The organism is Psychrobacter sp. ENNN9_III (assembly GCF_001462175.1).
Classification (GTDB): Bacteria; Pseudomonadota; Gammaproteobacteria; order Pseudomonadales; family Moraxellaceae; genus Psychrobacter.
On the sequence record NZ_LNUO01000145.1, the window covers coordinates 1 to 16,301 of the forward strand.

General features: G+C 42.1%; 16 protein-coding genes. 4 read left to right on the top strand and 12 right to left on the bottom strand.

The features are described from left to right. Positions 1–55: 55 nt before the first annotated feature. From PENNN9_RS08975 to ispH, 12 genes are all read right to left on the bottom strand, one after another. Positions 56–367 carry a hypothetical protein gene (locus PENNN9_RS08975; RefSeq protein ID WP_058369358.1) on the bottom strand — a complete coding sequence of 104 codons (312 nt, stop codon included), beginning with the start codon at positions 365–367 and terminating at the stop codon, positions 56–58. 173 nt (positions 368–540) lie between these two features. Further along, on the bottom strand, positions 541–852 hold the full coding sequence (locus tag PENNN9_RS08980) for a hypothetical protein (protein ID WP_058369359.1): 312 nt from the start codon (positions 850–852) through the stop codon (positions 541–543). A 67-nt stretch (positions 853–919) separates the two neighbouring features. After that, positions 920–1,270: a hypothetical protein gene (locus tag PENNN9_RS08985; RefSeq protein ID WP_058369360.1), complete on the bottom strand. Its 351-nt coding sequence runs from the start codon at positions 1,268–1,270 to the stop codon at positions 920–922. Positions 1,271–1,321: 51 nt separating this feature from the next. After that, complete coding sequence (gene rpe, locus PENNN9_RS08990; protein ID WP_058369361.1) at positions 1,322–2,014, bottom strand: ribulose-phosphate 3-epimerase; 693 nt, start codon at positions 2,012–2,014, stop codon at positions 1,322–1,324. A gap of 105 nt (positions 2,015–2,119) precedes the next feature. Next, positions 2,120–2,365 (bottom strand): TIGR03643 family protein, encoded by a 246-nt coding sequence (locus PENNN9_RS13575; RefSeq protein WP_075102974.1) that lies wholly within the window; start codon positions 2,363–2,365, stop codon positions 2,120–2,122. Positions 2,366–2,749: 384 nt separating this feature from the next. After that, positions 2,750–3,640 carry an S-formylglutathione hydrolase gene (fghA, locus tag PENNN9_RS09000; protein WP_058369362.1) on the bottom strand — a complete coding sequence of 297 codons (891 nt, stop codon included), beginning with the start codon at positions 3,638–3,640 and terminating at the stop codon, positions 2,750–2,752. A gap of 217 nt (positions 3,641–3,857) precedes the next feature. After that, entirely contained in the window at positions 3,858–5,348 is a 1,491-nt protein-coding gene (locus PENNN9_RS09005) for a C13 family peptidase (RefSeq protein ID WP_058369363.1), read from the bottom strand. Between the two features lie 212 nt (positions 5,349–5,560). Continuing rightward, entirely contained in the window at positions 5,561–7,468 is a 1,908-nt protein-coding gene (gene htpG / locus PENNN9_RS09010; protein WP_058369364.1) for a molecular chaperone HtpG, read from the bottom strand. A gap of 360 nt (positions 7,469–7,828) precedes the next feature. Beyond that, the gene (locus tag PENNN9_RS09015; RefSeq protein WP_058369365.1) at positions 7,829–9,349 is read right to left on the bottom strand and encodes a catalase; all 1,521 of its coding nucleotides are present in this window, start codon (positions 9,347–9,349) and stop codon (positions 7,829–7,831) included. Positions 9,350–9,582: 233 nt separating this feature from the next. Continuing rightward, positions 9,583–10,398 (bottom strand): thioesterase family protein, encoded by an 816-nt coding sequence (locus PENNN9_RS09020; RefSeq protein ID WP_058369366.1) that lies wholly within the window; start codon positions 10,396–10,398, stop codon positions 9,583–9,585. Positions 10,399–10,518: 120 nt separating this feature from the next. After that, on the bottom strand, positions 10,519–10,764 hold the full coding sequence (locus tag PENNN9_RS09025) for a hypothetical protein (RefSeq protein ID WP_058369367.1): 246 nt from the start codon (positions 10,762–10,764) through the stop codon (positions 10,519–10,521). Between the two features lie 10 nt (positions 10,765–10,774). Next, on the bottom strand, positions 10,775–11,731 hold the full coding sequence (ispH, locus tag PENNN9_RS09030; RefSeq protein ID WP_058369368.1) for a 4-hydroxy-3-methylbut-2-enyl diphosphate reductase: 957 nt from the start codon (positions 11,729–11,731) through the stop codon (positions 10,775–10,777). 303 nt (positions 11,732–12,034) lie between these two features. On the opposite strand from ispH, the gene gmk reads away from it, so the two are divergent. The 4 genes from gmk to PENNN9_RS09050 all read left to right on the top strand — a co-directional run bounded on the left by gmk (position 12,035) and on the right by PENNN9_RS09050 (position 16,257). Then, on the top strand, positions 12,035–12,664 hold the full coding sequence (gene gmk / locus PENNN9_RS09035) for a guanylate kinase (RefSeq protein ID WP_058369369.1): 630 nt from the start codon (positions 12,035–12,037) through the stop codon (positions 12,662–12,664). 170 nt (positions 12,665–12,834) lie between these two features. Continuing rightward, a complete protein-coding gene (rpoZ, locus tag PENNN9_RS09040; RefSeq protein WP_058369370.1) occupies positions 12,835–13,095 on the top strand; it encodes a DNA-directed RNA polymerase subunit omega in 261 nt (86 codons plus the stop codon). A 469-nt stretch (positions 13,096–13,564) separates the two neighbouring features. Then, positions 13,565–15,751, top strand: coding sequence for a RelA/SpoT family protein (locus PENNN9_RS09045; protein ID WP_058369371.1), 2,187 nt, complete (start codon positions 13,565–13,567; stop codon positions 15,749–15,751). Positions 15,752–15,876: 125 nt separating this feature from the next. After that, positions 15,877–16,257, top strand: a complete 381-nt coding sequence (locus tag PENNN9_RS09050) for a RidA family protein (RefSeq protein ID WP_058369372.1) — start codon at positions 15,877–15,879, stop codon at positions 16,255–16,257. Positions 16,258–16,301: the final 44 nt, after the last annotated feature.

Here is a 16,301-nt window from a genome sequence, read left to right on the forward strand (position 1 = left end):
TTTGGTCAGTAATTTAGACTTTTATAAATAAACTGCTTTAGTTTCTCATAACGCATTAACTATAATGCGTGGGCTCTTTGTCATATACGTGCGCATGCCATTGACTCATCTGCTTTTGCATAATCACCTGAATAGCAGCATGAATCATATGTTGACCGATCGCTTGAGTATCACTACCTAGCAGCTCTTTGAGCTTATCCGAAAAATCGATGGTCATTAATGGAGTTTCGTCTTGTTCAGCATCACGTAACAACAACCTGCCGTCATCACTTTCTACCAATTCAAGAGTCGTTTCTTTACCAAATCCTGCAAACTTATCTTGATTGTCGTTGTCTACTTCTATCTCATTATCAATATCGTATGGCATCTAATATGTCCTCAATTATACTGTCTCATCGTTGCATAGAGTTTTTCGTCTCAGGACAATATGAGTAAATGTATCATACTCATACAATGGACGCTTTGACACTATAATTCAAGGGCAATCATGCAACTCTTATCAATGAACAAGTAATCAATAAGATCATAATAGTCCATTGTTTAACGCCAGTAACGCAACTTTGCTAAGGTGAAGAGCAAAGCGACAAACATACCCAGATAATACATAAGCTTTAGTTCTAACGCTGGATCACGGTATTTAAATGGCAAGGCAACAGTGGCTGTAGCAGTAGGTATAATAATGAGCATCAATAGCCAACTCTCAAAGACATGTAACCAGCCTTGAAACCCTGTACCATGATTCAGTGAAGCCAACCCTAGCAATAGACAAGCAATGATAAGACTAGTGAATAAAACGTTGGGTAAATCTTTTGGATAAATAATATTCGCAATACGAGTGGGCATAATTTGCATATAAAATTCCAGTCAAGACTAAAATCATGACTTAACCATGATAAAAAATTTATAAATAACGTGAAATCTAGCTATAAGTGCCCATCAACCATAACATTGCAATACAGGAAGTCAGATAGCCTAGACTTATCGCATTCCAGCCTGCAATGTTAGTACCATTAACCTTGTTAAACACACGCGCACCAAACCAAAAAAGTAACGGAATACCAAGTACAAAAGCCGGGACTACCATTGCAGCATGCCGTAATACATTTCCGACATCTTCTCCCAGCATTAAGCGAAAACCATATCCAGCAAGGCTTAGTATTAATGAAAATACTGCTAAACCGATGGTGATTCCTTTGGGTACTAAACTGCGTTTTTGCTGTTTATCAGATGAACTCTTATCGTTTTGTACTGGTGAGGTTGGCTTATTCATAATGCATCCTTATATGAAGTAAGAATATTGTTGCCAGTATCTCTATGATGGCTAATCCGCGCTATTTACTAAGTTTAGCTCTTGGCGCATGGCCGTGATAGCAGTTTCATAATCATCTTGATTAAAGATAGCAGAACCCGCCACAAACATATCGGCACCCGCCTCAGCGATAGCGCGAATATTGCTCGCCTTGATACCGCCATCTACTTCTAACCGGATATCGCGACCACTCGCATCGATACGTTGACGAACCTCGCGAACCTTATCTAACGTGCTTTCAATAAACGACTGCCCCCCAAATCCAGGATTTACGCTCATTAATAATACCTGGTCGACTTTGTCCATGACATAATCTAAATAATGCAATGGCGTGGCTGGGTTAAGTACCAAACCACATTTTACGCCACCATCTTTGATCAGTTGCAACGAGCGGTCTACATGAGCACTAGCTTCTGGATGAAAAGTGATCACACTTGCACCTGCTTCCAAGAATTGCTCAATCATACCATCAACTGGACTGACCATTAGATGGACATCGATAGGCGCATCAATACCATAATCACGCAGCGCCTTACAAATCATGCTACCAAAAGTTAGATTGGGCACATAATGGTTGTCCATTACATCAAAATGTATGACGTCAGCGCCCGCTTTTAAAACCGTCTCGACCTCCTCGCCCAAGCGTGCAAAGTCAGCAGATAAGATAGAAGGGGCGATTAGATATTGGTTAGAAGGACTAATCATAATTAAGCTACCTAATTAAATTTTTGATAAATTGATAAAAACAAGTACGCTTATCTCAACACTATTGATGCCAGATAAGCTTATAAACTTACTACTTAAAAACTACTATCGCGGCTTGTATTGAGTTTTGCAATAAGCACGGCCAACTTCAAAAGATCGTTTTATTTGATGCTTAGTGGCGCGGCCAGTCACACGTTGTCGCCATAAGCGAAAAGACGCAGGCTTTAATTGTTGACGCATCAATTTGATGACATACGTTTCATTAAGCCCATAACTGTGCTCTATCGCGCCAAAGGGTGTTCTATCTTCCCACGCCATCTCTATCACACGTGATATCTGCACGGTGGTCAATACTTTATCACTTGCTGTCTTTAATGATTGCGACTGTAACTGATCTGAGCTTACAACGTCTTTATTGACTTTATCTAGAGGTTGAACATTGCTCTGTTTTTTTAATCGTAACGCTTTATTGATATCAGCTTGCATAGTTGCAAGCGATGAGTGCTCATTTCTTGGTTGTTTATTTGAATTTTCATCTACGCATAATGCTTGATGATATACCATGTATTTTTACCTTATATGCTTTGTGCATTTAGTTAACCAAGCGCCATTTTATAGTAATAATAACGCTTGGTTAAACTATCGACCAACCAGTCTCTCTACAATACAGTCATATAAATGACTTTATAAATCATTATTAATCATAAACTTATAAATAGGCGATAAAAAAACGAACTAGCATAGTTGTGCCATACGCCAGTGATGGTCAATGTGGTCATTGATCACAGTTTGGATGAAGTAATAGCTATGATCATGTCCTGCTTGATAACGTAACGTCAAGGGTTGTGATACTTCTTCACAAGCTTGTTGGAGTTTGGATGTTTGCAACTGCCCTTCCGCTAAGAAATTATCAGCGCCCCCTTGATCAACTAAAATGCTTGAATATTGGCGACCGACACTTTTAATGGTTTGAGCGGCGTCTGCTTGCGTCCACTGTGCTTTGTCATCACCGAAATATTCTGTATAAGCGGCCTCTCCCCATGCTGACTCACTGGCCGCGCTTACTGGAGATAGCGCTGAAACACTGACAAACTTACTTGGGAATTTAAAACCGAGTAATAATGCGCCATGACCACCCATAGAGTGTCCTGTAACACCGATACTGCTAATAGGAAACTCAGAACGAAGCAAATCATATAACTCATTGACGATATAACTTTGCATATTGAAGTTTTCTGCCCATGGTGCACAAGTTGCATCGACATAATAGCTTGCGCCTTGACCGACAAAATAACGCTCATCGTTTGGTACTTCGATATCTTCACTACTTCTAGGAGAAGTATCTGGCGCAATAAATATCATACCAAGCTCGCTACATCTTTGTTGAAAATGCGCTTTATGAGTGACATTGTCAGCATTACAAGTCAAACCCGACAGATACAAAATGGCAGGACAGACCTTTCCTGCCAGCGCTTCATCTGGTAAGTAGATACTAAACGTCATTGGCGTTTTGGTCGCCGCGGACTGATGACTGTAATAATGCTGTTCGCCATCAAAGCAGCGGTTCACGCTTTTTTGTGTGAGCTGAGTGTTGGCAGGTAAGCTGTTGTTATAAGAATTACTCATGATGACTATCCTTTTTTATTAAACTTAAAATAAACCATGTTTTATCGCGTCAACCAATAAGACAATGATAACATTTTCAGAAATGATGGACGTAGTGATAAGTAAAACGAAAGATACGTCATTGTGAGCAAAACCAAAAGCGCGAGCACGCAAGCTTTTAATAATGGTGGGCGTAGTAGAGATCAATGCTATGAGTCAAACAAATGACGCTTATTTATTACTCCGCGTTGGGCATAGCAATATTTTTGTTACCATTGATGGCATCATTATTGGTAGTAACGTCACGCATAGGGTCGCTGGCTTCCGTATTATTAGTAAGACGCTCTACTGGGGCACGCGCTTTATCAAACAATACTTTTTCAAATGCTGGCAAGGCTGATTTCATCAAACTACCGACCACCATTTGCGGGTCTGATGACTCAAAGCCCATAAAGTTTTCACGCTCGCTGACACGTAGACTGGCATCTTTAAAGGCTGCGGCAAAACTGGTGTTTTCACGTAGGCTTTCTGCAAAAAACGCTTGACCAAAATAAGTCATTTCTGCCGTATTGGTACAGCCAAACGACATTTTATCAGCGGCTGAAGCCGTTATCACTACAGTCGTTGGCGAAATTAACTCATCAATAAACGAGCCAGAATAGCAAGCTGATACTACGATCACACGCCAGCGAATGCCCGAAGCGTCAAGCGCCTCTCGTAACCATGTGGCATCCAGATTGTCCATATCAAGTGGTGGGTTAGATAAATGGATAAAGTCTTGGTCACCATGTGAGGATAACGCCATAAATAGCACATCTTCATCAGCATCCATTCGCTGACCAATTTTTTGTAGCCCTTGTAAGATACTAGTCTTAGTCGCTATTGGCTCATCCAACCAGCTATATGTATTGTTGATGAGTGCCAACGAATGACCACTAGTGCCAAAACGTACATCAAACAATTCTCGCACCTTATTGATCTCAGAGCGAAAAACATTTTGCTCAGAAAATCCTGCAACTCCCATAAAATACCAGTCATTCTGGCCTGGTACGTTTGGATCAATACTTGCCAATGCCTGTTGTAATAAACGTGGTTGCTCATACAGTGCTGCTTCCTCTAACACAGGCTGTATGGGTATCTGCTTAAAGATAGGTTGATCTGCGACATTGCGTTGCCAAATGGTTAGTAATGCTACTGCTCCCAATAAAATAATAATTCGCTCCCACCAAGGGGTACGCAGTCTTCGGGCAAATATCCATAACAATGCTAATGTTTGCCATAAGAACAATACTAAAAACAATATCGGTAAAAAAGAATAGCTCCAATTTGGTAACCATCCATGACTGCCCAAAACCTGTACCATGCTTTGCAACAATGCAGATAAAGTATCAGCAACCAACCATAGCACCACTGGTACGAACACCAACGTATGATTACCAGAACGCCGCGCCAGAACAATACCGGCCAAAGAGATAATAGCGGGCCAAATTAAGTAACTGACTAGTCCTTGTTCATTAAAGACACTACCAGTTTCAGCAGCCAACCAAGAAAATAAGACGTTGCTGCCTAAAGCTAATGAGGCGAATAAAACAAATTGTATAAAAGTTGGTTTTACCCAAGAAAACGCGCGTGTTGACCCTACCAGCATCCAAAGGGCAGCAATAATATTGGCAGCGAAGTTGAGTGAAAAGCGCTGAAGAGAAACAGTTTTTAGCGAAGAGAGTGGCAAATACTTAGACCTCTATCTAGTCGAGACAAATGGTTATCAACATACTGATAACATAACCTCATAGTTTATCTTGCTAATCTATCGCGATTGTAACGGATTGTCAGTTAAGACGATAAGTATAATTTGTAAAATACCTCATAAAGTATCGGACTAAAGATTGAACAAAAAAAAGGCCTTGTATTCAAGACCTTTTTTAATGCAATTAACAGACGTTATTTCATCAATAACTCATTCACGCGTTTAAGATAGGCAGCTGGATCTTCAAGTTGACCGCCGTCTGCCAGTAACGCTTGATCAAAGATTACTTGAGCAAGGTCATCAAATTGCTCGCTACTCTCAAGCTTTTGGATAAGTGGATGATCAGGGTTCACCTCAAGTGTAGGCTTACTCTCTGGTACTTCCTGTCCCATTTGCTGCAGCATTTGTATCATTTGTGGTGACAACTCACCTTCACCTACGACCAAACAAGCTGGGCTATCAACTAGGCGCGTTGACACTTTGACATCTTTAGCTCGATCACCAAGCGTTGTTTTTAACTTATCGACGACTGGCTTCATGGTCTCTTGTGCCTTTTCAGCTTCTGCTTTTTCTTCGTCGTCTTGCAAGTCACCTAAATCTACCGCGCCTTTTGCGATGTTCTGTAGCGGTGTCTCATCAAATTGGGTTAAGAAATTCATCGCCCACTCATCCACACGGCTGGTCATCAAAATAACTTCGATGCCTTTTTTCTTAAATAGCTCAAGTTGTGGGCTGTTTTTTGCAGCAGCCAAATTGTCAGCCGTTAGATAATAGATGGCTTTTTGCCCATCTTTCATACGTGCCTTGTAGTCCTCAAAGCTGGTTACAACCTTATCGTTCGTACTGGTTGCATAACGCAGTAGCTTAGCAATACGTTCTTGGTTGCCCATGTCTTCGCCAAGACCTTCTTTGATCACATCGCCAAACTCACTATAGAACTGAGCGAATTTTTCTTGTTTATCGCTATCCTCGCTATTAGCAAGACCAGCTAGCATGGTCAGAACTCGGCGTGCGTTACCATCACGGATAGATTTTACATCACGCGACTCTTGTAATAATTCGCGGCTGACGTTCAGTGGCAAGTCTGCAGAATCGATAACCCCTTTGACAAAGCGTAGATACATCGGTAACAACTGCTCGGCATCATCCATAATAAAGACGCGTTTGACGTAAAGCTTGAGACCATGCTGCTGCTCGCGAGTATACAGATCCATCGGCGCTTTTTTGGGGATATACAGTAGCTGCGTATATTGCACACGGCCTTCAACGCGGTTGTGCGTCCAAGTCAATGGTGCATCCATGTCATAAGTGATGTTTTTGTAGAAATCGACATATTCGTCATCCTCAATCTCAGATGCCGAGCGAGTCCATAGCGCACTGGCTTTATTAATGGTTTCCCACTCATCGGTAAGTACCATCTCACCGCCACTAGGTGCGCTATTTTCTTCCGAATCGTCACTGTCATCAGCGACATCTTCTTGCCAGACTTCTTTACGCATCTGAATGGGCAAACTGATATGGTCTGAATATTTGTTAACCAAACGCTTGATTTTGCCGCGATCTAGATAGTTGTCTTCGCCTGCGCTATATTCTTCTTTTAAGTGCAAAGTAATAGCAGTGCCACGTTCTGCTTTGTTGATTGTCTCAACGGTGAAGCTACCAGTACCATCTGATACCCAGCGCACGCCTTTATCCGCAGGCTCACCTGCTTTGCGTGACTCAACTGTAATGGTATCGGCCACGATAAAGCCTGAGTAAAAACCAACACCAAACTGCCCGATTAATTGGCCATCTTGCTTTTGAGATTCAGATAACTTGTCTAAAAATGCTTTGGTGCCCGACTTGGCAATCGTACCCAAGTTTTCGATGGTATCTGCCTCATTCATACCAATACCATTATCAGTAAAAGTAATTGTTTTAGCGTCCTCATCAACAGCGATACGAATTTTTAACTCGCCATCATTTTCATAAAGACTATCGTCATTGGTCGCCTCAAAGCGCAATTTGTCGCAAGCGTCCGAGGCGTTAGAGACCAACTCACGCACAAAAATATCGGCATTAGAATAGAGCGAATGCGTCACCAAATGCAGAAGCTGCGCCACTTCTGCTTCAAAAGTATGCTTTTTTTATTTCAGGGGTGCTTTCTTTAGCGGTACTGTTATTAGTATTAAGGTTATCAGTATTTTTATTGTCCGCTTGGGCCTGTTCACTCATAAAAACTCCTATTATTTATACCAAAAATGCTGTTGCCAGCATAGATTAAATACAAGAACATCAAGTACCAGCAGATAAGCGCAACTTATAGATAAAACTGCACGGTAAATACTGCTAGGGTGTTTAATCAAATAGGGTCATGGGCAAAAATTTCAAGCTTAAATACAGCAAAAACAGTTATTAGTCATAAAAAAACCGCCCTAGTTTCCTAAGGCGGGGCTTTTAGATAAATTTACATAATTTATAGTCTATAGACAGCTTGGCAAATGACAAGCTGGATCTGAATCACGCGCTGCCATGGCATCTTCAACGGTCATACCCAATGCTTTGGCAACACCTTCTCCATAAGCAGGATCACACCAGTTACAGTTGCGAATGTGCCGATACTTAATAAAGTCTAGAGCATCACCCATTGCTCTTGCAGTATTGTCGAAAAGCATCTGTTTTTTCTCATCATTCATCAGATTAAACAATGCGCGTGGTTGACTAAAGTAGTCGCTGTCGTCTTCACGAAAATCGTAATGCTTGGCATAACCATCAATCTTGAGTGGTGGTTCAGCATAGTCAGGCTGATCTTGCCACTGTCTAAAGCTGTTAGGCTCGTAGTGCGGCAGGCTACCATAGTTGTCATCGGCACGGCCTTGGCCATCTCGCTGGTTACTTGTCACAGGGCAACGTGGTTTGTTCACTGGAATTTGCTTGTGATTGACGCCCAAACGATAGCGCTGAGCATCGGCGTAGCTAAATAAGCGAGCTTGTAGCATGCGATCTGGTGAAGCGCTGATACCTGGTACAAGATTATTAGGTGCAAAAGCCGCTTGCTCTACATCTGCAAAATAGTTGGCAGAGTTTTTATTTAATTCAAACTCACCCACTTCTATTAGTGGATAATCGCCTTTTGGCCATACTTTAGTCAAATCAAAAGGATGGTAAAGCACTTGATCCGCCTCTACCTCTGGCATGATTTGCACATACATTTTCCATCTTGGAAAGTCTTTGTTTTCAATAGCATCATACAAATCTTTTTGATGACTTTCACGATCCATTCCGACCAGTGCTTCGGCTTCAGCATCAGTTAGGTTTTTGATACTTTGCTGAGTGACAAAATGGAATTTTACCCAGTAACGCTCATTATCAGCACTGATAAAGCTGTAAGTATGCGAGCCAAAGCCATGCATATGTCTATACGAAGCTGGCAGGCCGCGATCACTCATCGTAATAGTCACTTGGTGCAAAGACTCGGGCAATAGTGTCCAAAAATCCCAATTATTGGTCGCAGAACGCATATTGGTACGTGGGTCGCGCTTTACCGCTTTGTTTAAATCTGCAAACTTGCGCGGGTCACGGACAAAGAATACTGGGGTATTGTTACCCACCATATCCCAAACACCCTCTTCGGTATAAAACTTTAGCGCAAAGCCACGAATATCACGCTCAGCATCGGCTGCCCCGCGCTCACCTGCAACGGTACTAAAACGCGCAAACATCTCAGTCTGCTTGCCAACTTCGCTAAAAACTTTGGCCCGAGTATATTTAGTAATATCGTTGGTAACAGTGAAAGTACCGAACGCACCAGAGCCTTTAGCGTGCATACGACGTTCTGGAATCACCTCACGATTGAGATCAGCCAGCTTTTCATTAAGCCATAAATCTTGTGCCAGTAATGGACCGCGCTTACCTGCGGTCATACTATTTTGGTTATCTACCACTGGGGCACCATTGCTCATGGTGAGCTGGGTAGGATCATAAGGGCATTTTTTATCGCTCATTGTAGGGCTCCTTTAAGGAATAAATTAGAGACTGACATCCATCATTGCATCTTATATATGACTTATTATTGTCTTACTAATTCCTATTAGAACCGATTTTCAATTATTAGTATAATAAATTAAACGCATGTTTCCGTTTTGATTTTTAGAACATAAAATTGGCTCTTAACATAAAATAGGTCCTTCATGGTACTCAATTTGAGTCAAGTCGACCAACTACATATCAGTTATAATTAGTGCGGCATTGGGCGAATCGTCAAAATTTGCTCACTGCGACCAAAAGGCCCATGTACATCATGCAATACTGCACTGGTCAGTCCTATCCCATCATCGCCGTACTGTTGCACCGCTTCGATACCAAGCCAGCGACCTTTCGGTGCGCGATGCATATGAATTTGCAAATCAGTATTTGGGAACATCCATTGAGCAGCTGACAGTTCTATGCCAAGTCGAGGTACGACGCCATTAGCCGTGTCAACCATACCCAAAAGATGGACCAAGTCATCAGTGGATTCACCTGCTACCATTTCGATATCATTGGTTATCCAGACCATACCCTTGCCTGGCCGACGCTCTGGAGCAGCGACCAACCGCACGCTTTCAATAAAACCGCCCGGCCAACCTTTCATATCTCCCCAAACAGGCAGCTCGTCTGGCTGATGCAAGGCCTTCTGATCTTCTAGTCCTGCGACAGCACTGGTATCTTGAGTCATCAAACGCCAAGCGCGCGCAATAATACAATCACGACCACGACTACTCATGACTGCTTCTATTAATTCAATAGTCTTGCCTGGACGAATACAACGGGTAGTAACAGTAAACTCATCAAGTGGAATCAGTCCTAAGATGTCAAGACTGATACGAGCAATACGCATATTGGCCTGCGGTAAAAATTTTTCCAATTCGACAGTCAATAACCCAGTCGCTGGCGCCATATGCTGCTCATGCTCGTTCCAAGCGCCTTGTGCATGCTTGGTTGGTTGATAGTGTGCTACGCAACTACCATCGGCTTGTTGCTCGCGGTTTATAAATTTATAGTAAGCTGACATAACCATCCTTAGTTTTTGAATGTAGTGTTTTTAGATGTAGTGTTTTTAGTTATAGTATTTTCAGATATAGTAGGGTTGTATAACCTATAGAATACTTGGGCGTTGATCTATTTTTACGCCCTATTTAGTAAACTCTTGTTTTTTCATCTTAAGAATCTTGCGGCTCTTTATCATCAAGAACAATAAGAAAATGACAGTGGCGATTAGAAGTCCGTAAAAAAGATTGTACTCTTTTATAAAGTGCACTGTGTTTAGACCAAGCAACATGACCAGCAGCCCAATGACAAACATATTAACTGTTAATTGTCTGTTAATCTCATCAAGTGTCGCCTCTGACAATACAAATCTTTTTTTCTGTTTTTTCATGTTATTTTGCCTATTTACCTACTTGGGTAACTGGGATACGTAACGCTTTTGGCAAACTAAACGTCACGTTTTCTTCGATACCTGACAACTCACTGGGCAAATCACCACCCCAGTCTTGAAGCTGTTGTAGTACTTCTTGAATTAACACTTCAGGTGCTGACGCGCCAGCAGTCACCCCAACACTTTCAATCCCCTCAAACCATTGACGATTCATCTCACTGGCATTATCGATCAAATAAGCGCGGCAGCTCATACGTTCTGCCAATTCACGTAGACGATTAGAGTTCGATGAGTTTGGTGAGCCTACCACCAAAACGACTTCGCAGCGTCCAGCCAAATCTTTGACCGCGTCTTGTCGGTTTTGAGTGGCATAGCAGATATCATCTTTGCGTGGCCCTTGAATACTAGGAAATTTGTCGCGTAATGCATCGATGACACGCGCGGTATCATCCATTGACAGCGTGGTTTGGGTAACAAACGCTAAACGTTCGGCATCTTGTACCGTCAATTCTTTGACATCGCCCTCGTTTTCGACCAGATGTATTTGCCCGCCATGACGACGGTTAAAGCGTCCCATTGTACCTTCAACTTCAGGATGACCGGCATGGCCTATCAGCACTGCATCCATACCATCCTGCGCAAATCTTGCGACCTCGATATGTACCTTAGTGACTAGCGGACAAGTGGCATCAAATACAGTCAGGTCACGGCGTGTTGCCTCATCTTCAACGGCTTTTGAGACGCCATGCGCTGAGAAAATAACGATTGAGCCATCTGGCACTTCATTGAGCTCCTCAACGAATACAGCACCGCGATTGGCTAAGTCTGAAACCACAAACTTGTTATGTACAACTTCGTGACGTACATAAATAGGGGGCTCAAAACGCGTTAATGCTTCGTTAACAATCGCAATTGCGCGGTCCACACCAGCACAAAATCCGCGTGGATTAGCAAGATAAATTTGCATAAGACGGCCTATCATTAGATAATTTAGATTCTAAACTTGAATTCAAAAAATTAGAGTGGAACAATACGCTACTTTAGCATAATTTGCTTTTATTGCCTTCTAAAATACCATAGTCGCAATCGTCATAACGTTGACAGGTTTACTCATCAATACGACGATATCAAAAGCAGTTTATAATTATTAAAGTAGACGTAATTGTTATTAGTCGTACTTGCTATCGTTTTACATGATGGCATTTTCTTTTTTTACCAGTCTTTATCTGCTTACTTATTTGATTACTCATTTATTACTAGGACACACTGTATGACAGGTTCATTGTTTATTATTACTGCAGCCTCTGGTACTGGCAAGACCTCACTGGTCAAACAGTTACTTGCTACCACCAACGATCTGACTGTCAGTGTCTCTCATACTACCCGTCAGCCGCGACCTGGGGAAATTGACGGTCATCATTATCACTTTACTAGTGTCGATGTTTTTACTAAAGCTATCGCTGAAGGTCAGTTTTTGGAGCATGCAGAAGTATTTGGCAACTATTATGGTACCTCAGAGCAAAGCGTGCGTACGCAGTTAGAAGCAGGCGTCGATGTTATCTTGGAGATTGATTGGCAAGGAGCGCTGCAAGTCAAAAAGATATTTGCTGAAGCAATCATGGTGTTTATCTTACCACCAAGCGTAGCGACGTTACGTCAGCGTCTATCAACACGCGCAACAGACAGCAACGATGTCATTGAACAGCGTTTAGCAGGCTCAGTCAATGAGATGTCACAATATGTACATGCTGACTATGTGGTGATCAATGACAATTTTGAGGTGGCATTAACAGAGCTAAAATCTATCATCGTAGCCGATAGACAAACGCTAAGACGACAACAGCAGCGTTATAGCCGCGTTATCACAAACTTATTATTAGACCCAGCTGACCAATCATAAGTCGAATATTTAACTCTATAGCGTTTAAAATACGGGACGTAAAAAGCAACTGCGCGCTTGGGTAAATAAATGCTATAATAGCCAGTTGTTATCCCTTATATTTTTGATACTATTTTTATTGAGTGGCGAGCCATGTTCGTTACTGATAAAAACAACCGAGGTAGCTATTTATGGCACGAGTAACGATTGAAGATTGTTTAGAGAATGTTGATAATCGCTTTGAATTGGTATTGGTTGCCAGTAAACGCGCTCGTCAGCTAGCAAAAGGTATTGCTGAACCTTTAGTAGAAGTCGACAACGATAAGCCGACAGTATTGGCATTACGTGAAATTGCCGCTGGCAAGATTACGCGTGACATCCTAAACCAGCCGGAGCATAATTTTGCTACAAGCTCACTGGATTTAGCATTATCAGGCGATCATAGCTTCTAGAGTTATGCAGTACAGTCTTGTTTTTGTCTGAGCGATTGCCATATAATCTGTACTAAAGCTCAAATCAGACGCTATAACAAAGACTCAATAATAAAAGCCCTAATAGAACCACAGGAAAACCACAGTGTCATGCTGTGGTTTTTGCCGTTTATACTGGCCATATTTTTCTAAACGATTGTTAACAAAATATATTTGCAAACAGCATTTAACCATTATTACAGCTTAAAAGTTTTTAAACTGTCTATGTGCTTAGTAGTTGACATTCAGCGCAATTTAAGATTAATTAGAGGGTGGCGTTGCAACCAAGAAAACAGAGAATGAAGAGTTTGTGGCTTAACTACTCTTTATAAATATAATTCTCGCTGCTACCATCGTCCCACCCATATATATAGCATTAAGTCATCAGATGCATTAAAACTGGTTCAGCATTAACTACCAGTCATGTAACGAACAATAGGATCGCCACTCTATGAGCCAAACCCTACCCAAACTCAGTCACCATCTGGTTGATGAAGCTCAGTATAATTTACTGCGTTCGGTTGGGTATTTATGTGCAGCTGAGCGTCACGACATTATAGATGCTTGTGCCTTTGGCGATGTTGCGCACATAAAAGACCGGCGCAAATCAGGTGAGCCTTATATTACTCATCCCATAGCGGTCGCTGAGATATTGGCCGGCTTTCGGCTAGATCGAGATACTATCATTGCAGCAATCTTGCATGATACGGTCGAGGACACAGAAGTTAGTGATGAGCAGATTGAACAGCGATATGGCAAGGTCGTTGCAAGACTGGTCGATGGCGTCACCAAGCTTAAGTCCTCTACTCATAATAAGCAGCAAAACAAAGCAGCTACTTTTCATAAAATCCTCACTGCAACTTTAAATGATCCACGCGTGCTAATCATTAAGCTTGCCGACCGTCTGCACAATATGTCTACGCTTGATGCGGTTCGCCCTGAAAAGCAGCGCGCTACTGCCCAAGAGACCTTAGATTTTTATGTGCCATTCGCACGCTTGATGGGTCTTAATGATATTGCTGATTACATTGAAGTCTTGTGTTATCGCAACCTTAATTCTGACATGTATAATAAGTTATCTGATAAATTGTTACAGCACGGTCTAGGACGTAATTTTCAAAGAGAGGCCATCCATCGTTATTTGACTATAGTCCTCAATAATCTAGGGCTTGGCGGTCATGTAAAGGTATTAGATAATCGTGTGGTTATATACCGACAATTTTTCCGCAATCGCGGTGAAATCAATGCCCTACTTCGCCATTATGCGTTTGAGATTGTGCTGGACAATATAGAAGCTTGTGACAAGCTGGCGTATTACTTGATCAAAAAGTATCAGATCGACGACTCACATATTGAGGACAATATACGCAGACCATTACCTGGCGGTAATCAATCACTCACCTTGATTTATGAACGTGATAATGATTTTGTAAAAGTCACTATCTTGACCAAACAGATGCAAAATGCAGCCAGACTTGGGGTTATCGGAGCAGAACATGCATCTGATGTAAGTCGATCTGTCATTCAAGCCTCATTACGCAACATGAAAGACTTGGTCGATGAAGAAACCTTAGATGAAAACAGTCCTGACTTCACCGCGGCTGTTTCTACCATTAACGAGCTGATGGATTATCTGCATTCTAGCAAAATCATTTGCTATAGTCCGCAAGGCCGTGCCTATGAGCTACCGCAAGGGGCAACAGCACTAGACTTTGCTTACGCTGTGGGCCCTATGGTCGGTAATGTGGCAGTCGGAGCCAATATCGATGGCAAAAAAGCCAAACTGGGTACCGTAGTCAAAAACGGCCAGCTGGTCGAAATCGAAGTCAATAGTCACTCAGAACCAAAAGCTGAATGGCTTGGGTTTGTCGTTACCAATAAAGCCCGTGAAGAGATATTACGTTGGTTTAAAGACTTATCCGCAGCTGATAAACAGCATCATGGTCAACAGGCTTTGGATCGCGCACTAAAAACCTACCAAAAAAACCTCGACGACTTGACGGATAGCGACTGGCAAAACCTTATTGAATGGCGCGGCTTGCCAGAGAAAAGTGCTCTTTTTGAACAAATAAGCTCTGGCACTCTACTACCGCAGCTTGTAGTGTCACGTTTGTTCAGTGATGAGGTCAGCAACTTACAGGCTCAACGACACCACAATGGCATGGTACAACCGCAGCAGCTGATTGCAAATGCTGCTGGTGTTGAGATTGATTTTGCCAATTGTTGTCATCCTATCTATGGAGACCCTATCGTCGGACATCTATCACGTCATGGTCTGGTCGTCCATCGTCATAAGTGCTTCTCGCTTGATGATATCCGTAAAGACAATCCTTATCAGGTCATACAGTTACGCTGGCGTAGGGATAAAGCGATCAAACAAAGTGAAGAAGAAGAGCAAAATGGAAAGATTCGTTTCCCAGCTTACTTAAAGCTGTCTATCGCTCTTAGCGATGAACAAATCAGTGAAGTCATCTACCACTTGCGTCAGCTCAATATCGGTGTCGAAACTGTCGATGTACGTAGCAGCGACACCATCGTTCATGTTATTGTCCGTAGCCGCGATCATTTGGCCCAAGGTATTCGTGAACTGCGCTCTTTACTTGGCTTTCCCAATATCGTGCGTTTATACCAGCTATAAGCGTATAAGCGTGCGTTACTCTTTGTATGAATTTAAAAAAATCTAAAACAATGCTAGACTCTCCTGCTAGCTTCTAGCAAAAACTCTTGCAAACTAAACCAGTAAAAATAAGACAAGGATATAATATGAGCCGTCAAACCATCCAAACTGATAAAGCCCCAGCAGCTGTTGGCACCTATTCACAAGCCGTAAAAGTCGGTAATACCGTATATATCTCAGGCCAGCTTGGTTTTGACCCTAAAACGATGGAATTACGTGACGGATTTGAAGCGCAAGCAAAGCAAGTATTTGCTAACCTAAAAGCCGTTTGTGAAGCTGCCGGTGGTAGCTTAAGCGACGTGGTAAAGTTTAACGTATCCTTGACTGACTTAAATGACTTTGCTGTCCTTAATGAGGTCTTTGTCGAAAACTTAAGCGAGCCATACCCAGCCCGTGCTGCCGTACAGGTTGCTGCCCTACCAAAGGGTGGCGTCGTTGAGATTGAAGCCATTTTATATATTGAATAAAATAAACTGCTATATTTTTTGACTTAATGCTTAAATGATTAAGA